The sequence below is a fragment of the Enhydrobacter aerosaccus genome (genome assembly GCF_900167455.1).
Classification (GTDB): Bacteria; Pseudomonadota; Alphaproteobacteria; order Reyranellales; family Reyranellaceae; genus Reyranella; species Reyranella aerosaccus.
The window spans coordinates 1830456-1846109 of sequence record NZ_FUWJ01000001.1; the positions used below are offsets into that span (position 1 = coordinate 1830456).

Annotated in this window: 15 protein-coding genes and 1 pseudogene; 9 read left to right on the top strand and 7 right to left on the bottom strand. The window is 60.7% G+C overall.

Going from position 1 to position 15654, the window contains the following annotated elements; all coding sequences use genetic code 11:
• Positions 1–48: 48 nt before the first annotated feature.
• Positions 49–1476 (top strand): hypothetical protein, encoded by a 1428-nt coding sequence (locus tag B5D62_RS08775; protein ID WP_139373771.1) that lies wholly within the window; start codon positions 49–51, stop codon positions 1474–1476.
• A gap of 3 nt (positions 1477–1479) precedes the next feature.
• Here the strand turns inward: B5D62_RS08775 and B5D62_RS32835 are convergent, their stop codons facing one another.
• The 6 genes from B5D62_RS32835 to groES all read right to left on the bottom strand — a co-directional run bounded on the left by B5D62_RS32835 (position 1480) and on the right by groES (position 8372).
• Entirely contained in the window at positions 1480–1947 is a 468-nt protein-coding gene (locus B5D62_RS32835; RefSeq protein ID WP_139373772.1) for a hypothetical protein, read from the bottom strand.
• Between the two features lie 81 nt (positions 1948–2028).
• Positions 2029–2661: a MarC family protein gene (locus B5D62_RS08780; RefSeq protein ID WP_085933360.1), complete on the bottom strand. Its 633-nt coding sequence runs from the start codon at positions 2659–2661 to the stop codon at positions 2029–2031.
• A 245-nt stretch (positions 2662–2906) separates the two neighbouring features.
• Positions 2907–5102 carry an amylo-alpha-1,6-glucosidase gene (locus B5D62_RS08785; protein ID WP_139373773.1) on the bottom strand — a complete coding sequence of 732 codons (2196 nt, stop codon included), beginning with the start codon at positions 5100–5102 and terminating at the stop codon, positions 2907–2909.
• Positions 5103–5140: 38 nt separating this feature from the next.
• Positions 5141–6238, bottom strand: a complete 1098-nt coding sequence (locus B5D62_RS08790) for a glycosyltransferase family 4 protein (protein ID WP_085933361.1) — start codon at positions 6236–6238, stop codon at positions 5141–5143.
• 139 nt (positions 6239–6377) lie between these two features.
• Positions 6378–8006 (bottom strand): chaperonin GroEL, encoded by a 1629-nt coding sequence (gene groL, locus B5D62_RS08795; protein WP_085933362.1) that lies wholly within the window; start codon positions 8004–8006, stop codon positions 6378–6380.
• A 51-nt stretch (positions 8007–8057) separates the two neighbouring features.
• On the bottom strand, positions 8058–8372 hold the full coding sequence (groES, locus tag B5D62_RS08800; RefSeq protein ID WP_085933363.1) for a co-chaperone GroES: 315 nt from the start codon (positions 8370–8372) through the stop codon (positions 8058–8060).
• A 347-nt stretch (positions 8373–8719) separates the two neighbouring features.
• Here groES and B5D62_RS08805 point away from each other — a divergent pair, with 347 nt between their 5' ends.
• The 8 genes and pseudogenes from B5D62_RS08805 to B5D62_RS08845 all read left to right on the top strand — a co-directional run.
• Positions 8720–9061: a hypothetical protein gene (locus B5D62_RS08805; protein ID WP_085933364.1), complete on the top strand. Its 342-nt coding sequence runs from the start codon at positions 8720–8722 to the stop codon at positions 9059–9061.
• Between the two features lie 34 nt (positions 9062–9095).
• The gene (locus B5D62_RS08810; RefSeq protein ID WP_085933365.1) at positions 9096–9368 is read left to right on the top strand and encodes an usg protein; all 273 of its coding nucleotides are present in this window, start codon (positions 9096–9098) and stop codon (positions 9366–9368) included.
• Between the two features lie 391 nt (positions 9369–9759).
• On the top strand, positions 9760–10224 hold the full coding sequence (locus B5D62_RS08815; RefSeq protein WP_085933366.1) for an Hsp20 family protein: 465 nt from the start codon (positions 9760–9762) through the stop codon (positions 10222–10224).
• Between the two features lie 106 nt (positions 10225–10330).
• Positions 10331–10831, top strand: coding sequence for an Hsp20/alpha crystallin family protein (locus B5D62_RS08820; protein ID WP_085933367.1), 501 nt, complete (start codon positions 10331–10333; stop codon positions 10829–10831).
• Between the two features lie 201 nt (positions 10832–11032).
• Positions 11033–11875 (top strand): DNA-directed RNA polymerase subunit omega, encoded by an 843-nt coding sequence (rpoZ, locus tag B5D62_RS34340; RefSeq protein WP_419188779.1) that lies wholly within the window; start codon positions 11033–11035, stop codon positions 11873–11875.
• Positions 11763–12137, top strand: a complete 375-nt coding sequence (locus tag B5D62_RS08835; protein ID WP_085933368.1) for an SPW repeat protein — start codon at positions 11763–11765, stop codon at positions 12135–12137. Before rpoZ ends, B5D62_RS08835 begins: the two co-directional genes overlap by 113 nt.
• An 87-nt stretch (positions 12138–12224) precedes the next feature.
• Entirely contained in the window at positions 12225–12545 is a 321-nt protein-coding gene (locus tag B5D62_RS08840; protein ID WP_139373774.1) for a hypothetical protein, read from the top strand.
• Positions 12542–13694 (top strand): annotated as a pseudogene (locus B5D62_RS08845) (cation:proton antiporter domain-containing protein); the annotation flags it as partial. The gene B5D62_RS08840 and the pseudogene B5D62_RS08845, both read left to right, overlap by 4 nt.
• A gap of 710 nt (positions 13695–14404) precedes the next feature.
• Here B5D62_RS08845 and B5D62_RS08850 read toward each other — a convergent pair.
• The gene (locus B5D62_RS08850; protein ID WP_218190984.1) at positions 14405–15637 is read right to left on the bottom strand and encodes a hypothetical protein; all 1233 of its coding nucleotides are present in this window, start codon (positions 15635–15637) and stop codon (positions 14405–14407) included.
• Between the last annotated feature and the right edge of the window lie 17 nt (positions 15638–15654).

Here is a 15654-nt window from a genome sequence, read left to right on the forward strand (position 1 = left end):
CCTTCCACACCCGTCTCTCCATTGCGATGGCTATCTACAGGACTGACCATGACATCCGAACAAGAGAAACTCTGCCGCAGAGCCCTCGATGGGATGAAGACGATTTGCTTACCTGGCCCATTTCCTCTTGGCGCCGACGATCTCGGCACCATTCTCGAAGAAAACGACATCCGTAACGCATCTATCAATCTGCGCGAGCGAACAGTGACTGGCTTCTCGGCGGGCGGCATTGACGCAATCGTTACCCTCGCGAAAACGTTTCGCCCAAGCCGGAGTGAGATTAGCCGTCGAGCGAGCAACGCAACCTTGGCGAAGCTGCTTTTCGACTACATCATAGGCCACTGGACACACCGCGTATCTACGTCGCTCACTCAGCCTGATCTCGACCAACTTCAAACAGTAGTCGACGATTGGTTCGCGTCATTGACCGAAGTGCGCGAGCATGTCGTGCCGTGTATCTTGTTCCCTCATGCCGTCCCGAAATTCACGATAGGGCCGGTGACCTTCCGTCATATATCTGAGCCGCCGACAAACGAGGTCGGGGGTGCGCAGGGCGCTTTCCAGCCAGAGAATGGAGATTTCCGCTTCTCTTCTCTCATGGAATTCGCGACCAACAGGAATGCACCGTGGATGGCCTTCGTGAAGGTTACGGGCCGCCCGACTGCGGAATCTATTCACGCCGCTGATACTGCAACGGACGTTGCCCTAGCAGTGGTTCAGCTAGTTTCCCCCGGACAGGACATGCGAGGAATCGCGCGAGCATCTGCGCGAACTGCCCCCTTAGGGAGAGTGGATGCGTCTTGGGCCGAGAATGGTGGCTTCAGTGAACAATTGCGGAACCAAATTCCCGCTCTCGCACGGCCTCAGAAACTCATCGTGGATCACATCAAGGAAGTTGAACCGGTGCTCCGTTCCATGGGTCAACGACTAACCGCGTTTCTAGACGCATCGAGTTCGGTTCCCGATCTAGACGAGGCATGGTGCAACGCGGCCTATTGGTATCACGAAGCGCTCGCAGAAACCCTCGACACGGTCGCCGTTGCAAAGTTAGAGACCGCAATCGAAGTTCTCTTCCGTGCAGAAAATATGAGCGGCAGCAAGCGCCGCCTGCACGAGAGCTTCGATGTGTTCTTCAGTCTAGGCAGTTCGGATCCCATCGTCGAGAATGGCAAAGTGACTGTCCAACAATTCGTGGAGGCTATCACAACGGCTCGTTCGCGCGTGCTTCATGGCACTTGGCCGACACTCGGATTCGACCTTCCCGCCAACAAGAGCAACCAAACCATTAGCTATGGCGATGTCGAATTGCTCACTCGCTTTTTGCTGATCAGCTTTTCCGCTCATCTAGACGCATACATTAAGACCGGCAATCCTACCGATACGACCGATGCCTTCTTTGCGTGGATCAAAGCGGAGCGTGCGGCGGAAGCGGCAAAGGCGGCCGCAGCACCCCCTACCAATGAGGGCAGAGATTAGACCTCACTCCCACTCGATTATTCTGAGCCAGGGTAACGTATTGGATTTTAAGCGCAAATTTTTTCTGAGCGCGACGAAGAACCGTCTCCCCGATCCGTCAGAAATTCGCGCTTTTGATTTCAAACAGGAATTTCGACGATCCGTGATGTGGATGGCTTCAGCGACTATCGGCATCGATCGGTCGATTTTCCTCTGCCCGACCGCCAACCAAACGGTAGCTGCGGTTTCCAAAAAGACCGTCACCATGCTTTGACTCAGGGCTAGCAGCGCCCGCACAGCTTCGTCGTACCAGGCGTCTGGCTGACGATCGTCATCGCCGCCCACCAGACCTGGAGTGGAACGAGTAAATTCTTCAAACCATCGGGCTGAAAACAAGGCCAAACGCAGGAGCGGCGACGACAACCGCCTTGATGCGATGATCGGGGATCTAGGCTCCAGCAGGAACATCAGCGCCGAGATGCGGATCAACACCAGCCTGCTTCAGAGCCTGGGAGAGATTACGATCTGGGTGGGCCTCGCAATATGGGGCGGGACGGTGCGTCGCACGTATGTTCATCCTCGTAGGAATGGCGCCTCGCCGAGGCCATCAAACACGAACTGAACGGCGAGTCCGGCAAGCAGTATGCCCGACACGCGGCTGACCACGTCGGCGCCGGTCCTGCCGAGGATGGCGACCAAACGTTCGGCCGCCCGCATCGCGACAAAGGTTAGGAGAAGGCATGCCAACACCATGGCGATGACGCCTACCCCTTCGATCCATCCCGCGGTGCGCCCCATAACCAGCACCGCGGCCGACAGGCTGCCCGGTCCGGCGATCAGCGGAAAGGCGAGTGGGAAGACAGCAATGTCGCCGGGTTGCTCGGCATCACGCTTTTCGCTTTCGTTGATCGACGAAAGACCAGGGCTCGAAAAGGTGAGGGTAAGCGCCTGCAGGAACAGCAACAGGCCACCGGCTACGCGAAAGGCCGGGAGCGAAATATGGAGCACCGACAGGATCAGTGATCCCGCGATTGCGAAGATCAGCAACACCAACCCAGCGATCACGACCGAGCGCAACGCCAGGCTGCGACGCTCGTTGCGATGGATGCCGGCGGTCAAACTCGCGAAAACCACGGCCGTCTCGACCGAACCGATCGTAACAAGAAGGGTCACGAAGCTCGACGGGATGCTCGGTGCGATGTGCATGACGGATATCGGATCAGGTCGTCAGCATTTACGCGTAATAGCCAGCTTTTCGGGCAAGAGCCCACGGGACGAAAGCGATCCTGCTCGGCTTTGTCGCTTCGAAGCTGGGCGGCTTGTTCGAAAGAATGCCGTCGAGCGGAGTCAAATGCCCGGCGGCGCTGGGGCTCCGGAGCTCATCGCCGCTGCGCCGGGTTGTCGCCAAATCTCCGATGAAACCGTAAGAGTTCCATACCTGCGCCAGAAGCTCAGTTGGTCGTCACCACTCGTACGGGCCCTCGCCGCGCGAGGACGTCGACGACGACATGCTGACCGGATCGCCGTACCGCGACATCGGCCACGTCATCACCAATCGACAGATTGCGGAGGAGGACCTCATTCAGAAAGGCCGGCATCATCGGCTCTTCGAAGGTGATCCGCCTTTCACCAGGGTCGAAGCCGAGCCCAAGACAGATCTGCAGCATATAAAGCGGCGCCGCAGCCGCCCAGGCTTGCGGCGTGCAAGCCACGGGATAAAAGGTTGGGCCCCGCGTGCGCTGGCGTGGAAATCCGCAGAACAGTTCGGGAAGCCGCCTGAGGTCGATGTAGCTGGAAGCCGCGAACACGCCTTCGAAGATTCGGGCCGCTTCGCGTCGAAACCCGTAGCGCGCAAATCCGGCTGCGACGAGAGCATTGTCATGGGGCCAGACCGAACCGTTATGATAACTCATCGGATTGTAGCGGGCTTCCGTCGACGCAACCGTGCGCACACCCCATCCGCAGAACGACGATGCCGCCATCAGGCTGCGCACGACCGGTTCCGCCCGGTTGGGTAATGCGACGCCGGTCCATAGCGCGTGACCTGCGTTGGACGTGCGAACGCGACACAAGCGCTTGTCGCCATCGAGCGCCAGTCCATAAGTGCCAAGCTCTTCATCGAAGAAGTGGGCGTCATATGCTTCGCGCAGCCTGTGCGCGCGCGCCTCATACTCCGTCTCACGCAGGGCGTGCCCCAACTGCTCCGCAATCTTGGCGCCAGCGCACCACGCGCCGTAGACATAGGCTTGCACCTCGACAAGTGCGACAGGGCCCTTGGCAAACGTTCCATCGGCGTGAAAAACTGAATCGTAACTGTCCTTCCAACCTTGATTGATCAACCCCTCGGACGTCTGTCTGTGATATTCCACGAAGCCGTCGCCGTCGCGATCACCGTATTGCTCAATCCATGTGAGGGCCGCCTCGATGTGTGGCCATAGGCGACGAATGGTAACGAGGTCGCCGGTGCGATCCAGATAGGCGCCGGCGAGCACGACAAAGAGCGGCGTTGAATCGACACTGCCGTAGTATCGCCGGAACGGCACCTCGCCGAGTTCAGCCATCTCGCCTACTCGCACTTCATGTAGAATCTTGCCCGGTTCGGCGTCGGCCAAGGGATCGCTGCTGGTCGCCTGATGGGCAGCCAGATGCAACAGGACGCCACGCGCTAGCGCGGGATCAAGCCAGAGTGTTTGCAACGCGGTGATCAGGGCGTCGCGGCCGAAGACGGTCGAAAACCAGGGAATACCGGCATATGGAAGAGGTCCCTCGGGCGTATCCGTCGTCAGCATATAAAGATCGGAAACGCTGCGCCGCACGGCCTCGTTGAAAATCTCATTGGATGTCGCGATCGATGCGGCCCGCGAGGAGGAACTCCGTAGTGCGCGGCGCGCATCACGCAGAGCGCTGAAAAATGCGCGGCGTGGCGGGTGGTTCACGCCCTCGGAGCCGCAGTTGATTTCCAGAAAGAGCGAGCGGGATTCTCTGGGCGCGATCGCGACCGTGAAGAGCGCACTCCTTCCGGTTAGCCGGGCTGGAGCGGGATCGAATGACAACGTGGTGCTTCGCTGTCGATGATCGAGTCCAATGTAGCTCAATGTCACGCGGTTCGTGGAAACTTCCGGAGACTGCATTACGCCCCGACGCTCACGGCGCGTGCCACGCACCTCGAAGATGTCCGCGAAATCGGCATCGAAGGCAATCTCGATGGCGAGGCGCCGCGGACGCTCGTCGAAATTGCGCACGACCAATCGCTCGAAGCAGGTCGCGTTCCACAACAATCGCGACCGACGAATATGGACGAGATCGTGCGGAAGGCTCAGGCGCCCGTTGCTGTCATAGATGTCAGGGTTGGTCAGGTCACATGTAAGCGTGGCATTGTCATCGCGAAGGGTGGACGACAACAGCATTGGCCGCGTCCCCGCAATGGTCAGATAAAGGTGCGACAGATGTCGCGTGTCGCGGTGAAAGAGCCCCTCGGGACTTCCTGGTCCTGAGAGGGCATCGCCGTTGTGGTCAAACACGGCGAAAGTGTCGCCGTGTTTTAACGTGCGAGGCCGCCGCTCCTGCAGGGAGGTAGTCGCGGGTATAAAGAATTGCGCCAACGGCGCGGTTCCGGCGCCCGCCGGCACCGGAACGTGTGCCGTCATGTTCGACTCTCCCCATGACGTCGTCATCATGAGCTCCGTCAGGCGACTGATTGCAGTCCGACTTCGTCGCCCTGCCGGCGACGAATGCGCGCGGCCTCGGTCCGTGTGCCAGGCAGGCCGCGATAGACGGCGAAGTAGTCCTGCGCCATACGCTCCACCGTGAAGCGCTTCTCGAAACTCTCGCGCACTTTGCTGCGGTCCAGCGTCTCCACTTTGGCGAGCGCCTCTACTGCCTCGTCCAGCGTCTTGACGATGAAGCCGGATTTGCCGGGAGTGATTACCTCCGGCACCGAGCCGCACCGGAAGGCGATCACTGGCGTGCCGCAGGCCATGGCCTCGATCATCACCAGCCCAAACGGCTCCGGCCAGTCGATCGGGAAGAGCAACGCCCGCGCGTTGCCGAGGAATTCCGCTTTCTGCGATTCATTGATCTCGCCGATGTATTCGACGTTCGGATGGGCCGCGACCATCGGCGCGACGGTCTCATTCCAGTAGGCCTGGTCGACGCGGTCGATCTTGGCAGCGATCTTGAGCTTCATGCCGGCGCGTGCGGCTATCTCGATGGCGCGGTCCGGCCCCTTCTCGGGCGATATCCGTCCCAGGAAGGCAAGGTAGTCTCCTTTCGGATTGGCCCGGAAAGGCAGCAGGTCTCGCGGTAGGCCATGATAGACGTTGCCAACCCAGTTGATGGGGCGCGCCAGCGGACGGCGCTGATCACGCGAGATCGAGACCAGCGGGATCTCCGGAAACGCGGCGTAGAACGGCTTCAAATCAGGAAGGTCGAGGCGTCCATGCAGTGTCGTGACAGTGCGGTCGGCAATGTCGCGGATCACTGGGAAGTGCAGCAGGTCGATGTGGAAGTGCAGGACGTCGAAGTCGTCCGCCTGCTCGCGGACCGAGTCGAGCATCATCACATGATACGGCATGTGGTCCTTGACGGAGGGATTAAGGCGAAGCGCCATGTCGGAACAGCGAACGAGCTTTGCCTTTGTTCGTGAATCTCCGCTGGCGAACAACGTCACCTCATGCCCCTGTCGGACCAATTCCTCGGTGAGGTAGGAGACGATCCGCTCGGTGCCCCCATAGAGCTGAGGTGGACAGCATTCCGCGAGCGGTGCGATCTGGGCGATTTTCATGGGTACCACCTCCTCAAATGAGCGAAGCATCGACAAGGGACGCGCGGCCAGGTGGCCCGCGCGGCCCGTCGCTGTTCCTGTCGGACACAGCCGATGATAGGGAGAACGAGACCCGCATAAGCTGCGGGTCTCGTAAGTGTCAGAAGTCCATGCCGCCGCCAGGCGGAAGCGCTGGAGCCGCTTCCTTCTTCGGCTTCTCGGCAACCAGCGCTTCCGTGGTGATCAGGAGCGCCGCAACCGAAGCGGCATCCTGGAGTGCCGTCCGAACGACTTTCGCTGGATCGATCACGCCGACCCCGACCAGGTCTTGATACTCGCCGGTCGCCGCGTTGAAGCCCCAGTTATAGGTGTTCTTTTCCAGGATCTTGCCGACCACCAGAGAGCCGTCCTCGCCGGCATTCTGGACGATCTGCCGGGCCGGCACCTGGATCGCACGGCGCACGATATCGACGCCGGCCTTCTGATCGGGGTTATCCGGCTTGACAGCGTCGAGCGTCTTTAGGGCGCGCAGCAACGCGACGCCGCCCCCCGGCAGGATGCCCTCCTCGACTGCGGCGCGGGTCGCATGCATCGCATCGTCGACACGGTCCTTGCGCTCCTTGACCTCGACCTCGGTTGCGCCACCGACGCGGATGACCGCCACTCCGCCCGCGAGCTTGGCAAGACGCTCCTGGAGTTTCTCGCGGTCGTAATCCGAAGTCGTTTCCTCGATCTGCGCCTTGATCTGCGCGACACGGGCGTCGATGTCCTTTTTGCGGCCAGCGCCGTCGACGATCGTCGTATTCTCCTTCTCGATCACCACCTTCTTGGCGCGACCGAGCATGTTGAGCGTGACGTTCTCGAGCTTGATGCCAAGATCCTCGCTGATAGCTGTGCCGCCCGTCAGGATTGCGATGTCTTCCAGCATCGCCTTGCGGCGATCGCCAAAGCCAGGGGCCTTCACCGCCGCGACCTTGAGGCCGCCACGCAGCTTATTGACTACCAGCGTGGCCAGAGCCTCGCCCTCGACATCCTCCGCGATGACCAAGAGCGGTTTGCCGGACTGAACGACGGCTTCGAGAAGCGGCACCATGGCTTGCAGGCCGGACAGCTTCTTCTCGTGGATCAGAATGTAGGGATCTTCGAACTCCACACGCATCTTCTCGGCGTCGGTCACGAAATACGGAGAAACATAACCGCGGTCGAACTGCATGCCCTCGACCACCTCGAGCTCGGTCTCCAGGCTCTTGGCCTCCTCGACCGTGATCACGCCTTCGTTGCCGACCTTCTGCATGGCCTCGGCCAGGAACCGGCCGATCTCGGTGTCGCCGTTGGCCGAGATGGTCGCGACTTGCGCGATCTCTGAATTGGCGGTGATCTTCTTGGCGTTCTTGGTGAGATCCTTGACGACGGCTTCGACGGCGAGATCGATGCCGCGCTTGAGGTCCATCGGGTTCATGCCGGCCGCGACCGCCTTGGCGCCCTCCTTGACGATCGCCTGCGCCAGTACCGTCGCGGTGGTCGTGCCATCGCCGGCAAGGTCATTGGTTTTCGACGCAACCTCGCGCACCATCTGTGCGCCCATATTCTCGAACTTGTCGGCGAGCTCGATCTCCTTGGCGACGGTGACGCCGTCCTTGGTGATGCGGGGCGCGCCGAACGACCTCTCGATAACGACGTTGCGGCCCTTGGGGCCCAGGGTCACTTTGACCGCGTTTGCAAGCGTGTCCACGCCGCGCAGCATCTTGTCGCGCGCGTCCGACGAGAACCTCACTTCCTTGGCAGCCATGGCTTAAACCTCCTTCCTTCAGCAATCAGACGATGGTGGATGACTTTCCCGTTAGGCTGCTTTCTTGAGCGTTCCAGCGTGCTCGACGACCCCGAGAATGTCGCTCTCCTTCATGATCAACAATTCCTCGCCGTCGATCTTGATCTCGGTGCCGGACCATTTGCCGAACAGGACGCGATCACCGGCTTTCACATCGAGGGGAACGAGTTCACCCTTCTCGTTGCGCGCGCCGGGACCGGCGGCAACAATCTCGCCCTCCTGCGGCTTTTCCTTTGCAGTGTCTGGAATGATGATACCCCCTGCGGTCTTCTCCTCGGCATCGAGGCGGCGCACGACGACACGGTCATGCAGTGGGCGGAAATGCATGCAATCCTCCTTGCTCAGGTCAGCGATGTCATAAGACGCAAACCGGCGTCGCCGGCTGGCGCGAAAATCGAGCTAGGATCGGAAAAAATCGAGTTCAAGAGGTCGACGGAAAAAAATTGGCACTCCGCGCCTTGGAGCGCCAATGCACGTTAATGCATTGATATATTTATATTTTTCTATCCAGCGTTTGACCCCAAAGGTTGAACCGCAGGGCCCTGCCGTAAAAGCCTGCCCTCTTGAAGCAAAAAATGGTCCTACCAAAATCATCGCCGATTGCCGGAGCCGATGCCGGTCCCGAGCGGCTCCTGGCACTCTTAGGAAAGGAGCATTGGAATCAGGAGATCGCTATGGTGGGAACGAGCAAGTACGCGACATCGCCGTCTCATCTCAGCACCGACGATCCGCATCTCGATCGGCTTTTGAACCCGGCGCAGTTCTACAAACATCCGCGCGAGATCATCGACGATCCGCACCTTGGTCTTTCGGAGAAGCGGGCCATTCTTTCGTCCTGGGCGTCGGACGCCTGCGCGGTCGAGTCCATGCCAGCCTTGCGTCAAATCCCTGGTACCCCTGCGCCGGTGTCGTTCGACGACGTCATGGACGCACTGCGCCGACTGGACGATTTCGCTCGGCCCGCTGCCAGGGCGCGAACATTTCCAGCGGACAACACCAGCCGTCCGACCACGTGACGCATCAAGCCGCAACTTTGGAGGACCGGAACCAATGGCTGCGAGCCGGGAGTTTTTGCTCCAACTGCAAGGCTATGGATTGACCACCGCGGAAATCCACTACCATTTGCCGGACCACCCGGCTTTCCTACAACTCTATGTCTGGCAGGATTACGATACGGCGCCGGACTTCCCGACGCTCCATGGCTTCCTTGACTATTGGCGGCGCGAACTCGACGGCGCGCTGCACTCGGTCAGGGTCGCGCACCGGCGGCTGATCCGGCCGGCCGAATGGCGGGCGGTTGACGGCGTCATCGTCATTCATTGACCTGACGCCGCTGTCGCACCTTTTTCATCATCTCGAGACATTTCCTCGAGCGTCGCCTTGGTGGCGATGATCTGGCGATGATGATTCTCCTCGACAGGGACCGACGACTGAGAGGACGTCTTCGCACGTGAGGCTGGCTGAGCAGGCTACAGACGGCCGCAACACAAAGAGCGCGGTTAATTGCCGGGACGGCGATTCAGCGGCGGCCCGACGAACGGCAGGGGCAAGTGGCTTCAAATGCTTTCGACGACGGGCAGGCCCCTTGACGCCGCGAACAGCTTTCCTAAATCGCAAATCGCCGATCGCCCCGTCGGGGATCGGCAAAGTCCAAAGGGGGCGTCGGCTCTTTGGGCGCCCCTCGTATCCATGTTGCTCAATGGAGGATGTGGCTATGAGAGACTTCGATCTCACACCCATCTGGCGATCGACCGTCGGTTTTGATCGCCTCGTCGATCTCATCGACGATTCGCTCCGGTTGGCGGGCGAGGACAATTACCCGCCCTACAACATCGCGCGGACCGGTGAGGACAACTATCGCATCACGCTGGCTCTGGCTGGCTTCAAGCCGGAGGAGATCACCGTCACGGCGGAGCAGAACATGCTGACCGTGGAAGGCCGCAAGGCCGAGAAGGATGATCGCGAATACCTCTACCACGGCATCTCCGGGCGTCCGTTCCGGCGCCACTTCAACCTCGCCGACTACATCGAGGTGAAGGGCGCCTCGTTCGAGGACGGGCTCCTGCAGGTCGACCTGGTGCGCGAGTTGCCGGAAGCCATGAAGCCGCGCCGGATCGCGGTCAAATCGGGGCCTTCCCGCGGCGAACCCCAGCAAATCGAGCAGAAGCAAGCGGCCTGATCGGAAGTCCGATCGGGCCGGCTGGAGGTGGTCTCGCGTGGCCCTGGCCACGCGCGCCGCCCGTTTGAGATAGGAGAAAGGACACAACTGAGAAAGGAGGCACAACATGAGCATGAGAGATCTCATTCCCTGGAACCGCAGCAGTAGCGTTCCGGTGCAGCGCGGAGAGGAAGGCACGCCCTTCCTGACTTTGCATCGTGAGATGAACCGCTTGTTCGACGACGTCTTCCGCGGGTTCGACCTCAGCCCCTTCCGCTTCGACCGCGTGTTCGACCGTGTCGGGTCGTGGCCGAGCATCGAGGTGAGCGAGAACGACAAAGAGGTGCGGGTCACGGCCGAGCTCCCTGGCCTCGAGGAAAAAGACGTCGAAGTGCAGCTGTCGAACGGCGTGCTCGTCATCAAGGGCGAGAAGAAGACCGAGACGGCGGACAATGACAGGCTGTTCAGCGAGCGTTTCTGCGGCCGGTTCGAGCGGCGCATCCCCGTCAATGACATCGACGAGGACAAGGTGAGCGCGTCGTTCCGCAACGGAGAGCTCGTCATTACCCTGCCGAGATCGGCCGAGGCGCAACGCAACGTGAAGCGCATCGCAATCAACGGCAAGTAAAACAGAGAGGAGACTTCGGCGGGCGGGAGCTCGCGCGCTCCCGCCGCCACCTCTGCGAAGGCGGAAGCAATGTTGAAGCTAGTCGGGAGCCAACGCGAGGATCTGACTGGGCGCGTCAGCACGTCGAAGCCGCCATTGACGGTCTCTTCGGTGTTTCCTGATGATGCGGTCGCGGTGATCTACCGGCCCGCCCGCTCCGCTATGACATCAGGCAAGGCGAACACGCGGCATTGGACGCTCCGCTTCGAGCGACGGACGCCGCCCTTTATCGAACCGCTCATGGGTTGGACCGGCGGGGACGATCCGCTTACTCAGGTCGAACTGACTTTTCCGACCCGGGAAGTTGCCGTGGGCTATGCGGAACGGCAGGGCCTCACCTTTATCGTCCATGGTCAAGATCATGCCCGCCACGGTCAAGATCATGCCCGCCATGCGCCGCTGGATCGCAGCACCGATGAGGTCTGCGAGGATCGGGCACGACCAGTCGATACCCCTCTTGCCTTTCGTCCAAGCAGCAAGCAGCGGGGACCGTCAGGCCGCATAGGAGACCGTATGGCACGGATCACAACCATCGACTGCGAACGGGTCGTACCGAACCGCTTCGAGCTTGTGCTGCTCGCTGCGGCGCGCGCCCGTGCGTTGAGCCACGGGGACACACCGCACGTGTCGCTGGACGGGGACAAGCCGACCGTCACCGCACTTCGCGAGATTGCCGCCGGAGCAGTCGATCCGACCTGGCTCCGCCAATGGTTGCTAAACTTGCAGCGCGACGATGCCGAGGAAGAAGACGGACTCGACAATCCGAGTGGAACGGTCGGGTCGTCCGCCAATGAGTCTCGTGGTGCCGCTAGCGCGGAAGCTGACGACACCACTCCAACAGCTTCCCCCGGAAGCATCGCTAACCACAAAGTGACGAAAACGGAGAGAAGTCATGTTCGACAGACTTACGACACTCAACACCAAAGAGAACGTCATCGACATTGCAAACGTCGTCCTCGGCGTGTGCTTGGCGCTCGCACCCTGGGCGCTGAACTTCACCACTGACGCTACCGCAGCCTGGAACGCTTGGATCATCGGTGCTGCTATTACACTTGTCGCGCTCGGCGCACTCGTCGCCTTCACTCAGTGGGAGGAGTGGATCAATCTGGCGCTCGGCGTCTGGGCGGTCATCGCGCCCTGGGTGGCCGCCTTTTCGGAAAACGCAGCTGCGAGGGGTGTGCACCTCGCAGTCGGCATAGCGGTGGCAGTCCTCGCAGCCGCGCGGCTGTGGTTCGTCCATCGCAACCCACCGCGAGTCACAGCGTGACCCTGTGTGCGTGCGAGGCCGGCAGTCAATGCCGGTCTCACATGCACGACCTCCAAAGTTAGCAGATACTGCGCTTGGAGAGAGAGAATGACAGATCACATCGAAGCAATACAACGACGGCTGGAACGTATGATTGCTGAGGCTGAGTCACGCATATCCGGAAACGGATCGATTCTGAGCTACGGGATGAAGATGCGCCGCGACACGGCCGAGGAGATCCTGGGTTTCGTCAAGGGCCTTGCTCGGACTGCAGCGACCGATGCGCCGGCCCGGGACTTCGGCTTCGATCCGGTGCAGACTGAACCTTCGACACGGCGTCCTCCGCTGGAGATGCAAAAGCGGAACGCACAGTGGTTCGACGCCCAATCGATCTCTCCACCTCTAACCGGCAGCGCAGCTTTACCTTGATCGCAACAATTGCCACGGGCCTTGGGCTTGCGCTGATCTTGGGTTTCCTGGCTGCGCGACTGAGGTTGCCGACCATTCTTGGCTATCTACTTGCAGGCGTGGTCATCGGGCCAAATACGCCGGGCTTTGTCGCGGACCTTCAGTTGTCCCAGCAACTGGCTGAGATCGGCGTCATTCTGCTGATGTTTAGTGTCGGCCTGCACTTTTCACTCGACGACCTGTTGGAAGTCCGCCGTATCGCACTACCCGGCGCACTCGCCCAGATCGCCACGGCGACCGCGCTCGGGGCCGCTGTAGCCTTGTGGTGGGGCTGGAGCCTCGGCGCAGCGGTCGTATTCGGGCTTGCGTTGTCAGTTGCGAGCACAGTCGTGCTGCTTCGTGCCCTGGAAGATCGTGGTGTACTTGAATCTGTCAATGGCCGGATAGCGGTCGGCTGGCTTGTCGTCGAGGATCTGGCGATGGTCTTCACCCTCGTGCTTCTGCCGCCCCTCGCTGGCTGGCTTGACGGAGGTGAGCGCGGGCCCTTTATGCAGGCCGCAAACGAAAACGTCCTCCTGGTTCTGGCCTTCACACTCGCGAAGGTCTCCGCCTTCGTCGGCATCATGCTCTTGGTCGGTCGCCGGACCTTTCCGTGGTTGCTTGCACAGGTGGCGCGCATCGGGTCCCATGAACTCTTTACACTCTGCGTCATCGCCGTTGCTGTCGGGATCGCCTATGGCTCGGCTGAACTCTTCGGAGTCTCCTTCGCGCTCGGCGCCTTCTTCGCCGGCGTGGTAATGCACGAGTCCGATCTCAGTCACCGGGCGGCCGAGGAATTGCTCCCGCTGCGGGATGCGTTTGCCGTCCTGTTCTTTGTGTCCGTCGGAATGCTGTTTGATCCGGAAATTCTAATCGGCCAGCCGTTGAGGATCCTTACCGTCGTTGCAATCATCGTCGTCGGCAAGACGCTCGCGGCATTTCTCCTCGTTCTCGCTTTACGCTACCCGCTCAATACCGCGCTCACAATTTCAACGAGCTTGGCACAGATCGGCGAGTTCTCGTTCATCTTGGCCGGACTCGGCGTATCGCTTGGCCTGTTGCCAATCGAGGGACAAAACCTGATCCTAGCCGGTGCACTCCTTTCGATCGCGCTCAATCCCCTCGTGTTTCGCGCACTTGGACCCGCAGGCCCGGATTCGAGCAAGTTCAAAGCTCGTCAGGATTGCAGCGCGGCGGGAGGTTCCGCTAGCCGAGTTGCCGACGAAACGCGAGCTGGTGGCGGCATTGTGTGAACTCGGGATTCCCGCACGGTCTGGCGGCGCCGCAGAACTTGCGGTCCTGAGAGGATCGGCATGTATGAGCGGTCCGTTTCAGTCCCAGCCGGCCAACGACAGATCCGGAGATTGATGCCGTTGGCGCGCGGTTTAAGCAGGCTCCCGGGTTCTCACTTGAACGCAACAACGCGGGCGTCAGATGGTCAATTGAGACGCGGGCCGCAATGATGCGACGACTATCGACTGCTATCGCTGAGACAACATCGCCTTTGGTACTCTGCCCTATCCCATTCTACTCCACAGTACTCCCCGTCACGCCCACTCATCTATTTTTGGCTATCTTAATGCGCTGATTTTTCAGCGCAATTTTTTTTGATCGCGCGTCGCGATCCGAACTGCGCACCGACAAAAATTTCCGGTGCTGATTTTCAACAGAAAATCGCGCGATTCCGATTCAACGAGGTTTCAGCGACTATCGACAACGACTGGTCGATTCTTTCGCTTCGTCGATCACGCAACGCATTGCACGTCAGCGTCAGAAATACCGTCATCGCTTTAGCACGACCGGCAATCATTCGCCATCGGCCCGCACGCCAAGTCTCTCGCTTAGTACCATCTCGACGGCGTGAAGGCGTGTTCGTCGTCGTCGCCGAACAAATGCGCGGCGGCGAACCGCTCCTCGATCGCCTGCGCAGAAAGGCGCGCTTCACGCTTTGCCAGATGATCCTGTGCCCAGGAGAGGAACGTCGTAAGGCGTGCCGTCGGCTCGGCTGCGACTTCTGTCGTGAGCATGGCGATGAGCCGGCGCAGCCGATCGAGCTCGTCGAGTTCCGCCAGGATGGCCCCAAGCCCGGCGATGCGACGATCCTCGATATGCTTGGCGCGCTCCGCCAGTTCGCGCCGGCGTCGCTCTTCCTCCCTTCTCCGCTCCTCCGCTTCCCTCTTGAGCCGTTGCTCTGTCTTTGCCGCAGCGAGCACCGCGAGCCCGACGCCGATCTCGCTCGCCATGGTCTCGAGCCGTTGGATCTTGGCGTCGCGGAAGCTGCGACGAGGGCCCGTGCCTCCTCCGAACACATAGACCTGCTCGAACTCGAACGAGAGCTGACCTGTCGGGTGATAGTCCCATTCCGGAAATCGCGGCCTGTCGAGGAGCACCGCATCCCAAGCATTGCGCCGTGCCGCCAGGTCGCGCTTGCGTTGCCATGCCTCCTCCTTGCTACGCTCGGCGTCGGTCAACACATGCTTCTCGCGCTTGACCAGCTCGGAGATCGAAAAACCGATGACTTCGGTCTCCGATTTGAAGTGCGCCGCGCCCTCACCGCCGACAAGCTGGAATCCCTGCAAGGAAGCCGCCCGTACGATCCGCAGCAGAATAACTGCGAGGCGATCGACGGATCGCGGCGCAACCTCGCACTTGATGAGTCCACCCTGGCTGACGGCGACCAGGCCGATATCGGATGGTTTCGCCTTTCTGAGCGCCGCGATGGTGCGGTCGACGATCGGGTGCGGCGGTGCAGCTTCGTTGTCGTCGCCGTCGGATGCCTGTATGCGTGCCTGCTCGCGTGCGGCCGCGAGCTTGGCCGATTCACGACCGAGCTCACCATCGGAAATCGTGATCCTGTCGGGAGCGCCGGGCTTGGCTTCCGGCAGTGGCGTCTGCTTCACCTTCTTCCCGGCCGCCTTTTTCGCCCACCAGCCAAGCGGCGGGTTGGGGATACCGTGCTTTCTGCAGATCTTGTGGAGCGCAACATCGGAGATGGCGAAATCCTTCGCCAAGTGCGTCATCGGCTTGGACCAAACGAGCTCGTAGAATTGCTCACGCGTGAAGACTCGGGCCACGGTCACCCTCTCGTCAA

What these genes read in the sequence shown, in the direction of transcription:
- B5D62_RS08775 (WP_139373771.1), top strand. Translation starts at nt 49, where the DNA reads ATGACATCCGAACAAGAGAAACTCTGCCGCAGAGCCCTCGATGGGATG.
- B5D62_RS08780 (WP_085933360.1), bottom strand. Translation starts at nt 2,661, where the DNA reads ATGCACATCGCACCGAGCATCCCGTCGAGCTTCGTGACCCTTCTTGTT.
- B5D62_RS08785 (WP_139373773.1), bottom strand. Translation starts at nt 5,102, where the DNA reads ATGACGGCACACGTTCCGGTGCCGGCGGGCGCCGGAACCGCGCCGTTG.
- B5D62_RS08790 (WP_085933361.1), bottom strand. Translation starts at nt 6,238, where the DNA reads ATGAAAATCGCCCAGATCGCACCGCTCGCGGAATGCTGTCCACCTCAG.
- groL (WP_085933362.1), bottom strand. Translation starts at nt 8,006, where the DNA reads ATGGCTGCCAAGGAAGTGAGGTTCTCGTCGGACGCGCGCGACAAGATG.
- groES (WP_085933363.1), bottom strand. Translation starts at nt 8,372, where the DNA reads ATGCATTTCCGCCCACTGCATGACCGTGTCGTCGTGCGCCGCCTCGAT.
- B5D62_RS08805 (WP_085933364.1), top strand. Translation starts at nt 8,720, where the DNA reads ATGGTGGGAACGAGCAAGTACGCGACATCGCCGTCTCATCTCAGCACC.
- B5D62_RS08810 (WP_085933365.1), top strand. Translation starts at nt 9,096, where the DNA reads ATGGCTGCGAGCCGGGAGTTTTTGCTCCAACTGCAAGGCTATGGATTG.
- B5D62_RS08815 (WP_085933366.1), top strand. Translation starts at nt 9,760, where the DNA reads ATGAGAGACTTCGATCTCACACCCATCTGGCGATCGACCGTCGGTTTT.
- B5D62_RS08820 (WP_085933367.1), top strand. Translation starts at nt 10,331, where the DNA reads ATGAGCATGAGAGATCTCATTCCCTGGAACCGCAGCAGTAGCGTTCCG.
- rpoZ (WP_419188779.1), top strand. Translation starts at nt 11,033, where the DNA reads ATGACATCAGGCAAGGCGAACACGCGGCATTGGACGCTCCGCTTCGAG.
- B5D62_RS08835 (WP_085933368.1), top strand. Translation starts at nt 11,763, where the DNA reads ATGTTCGACAGACTTACGACACTCAACACCAAAGAGAACGTCATCGAC.
- B5D62_RS08840 (WP_139373774.1), top strand. Translation starts at nt 12,225, where the DNA reads ATGACAGATCACATCGAAGCAATACAACGACGGCTGGAACGTATGATT.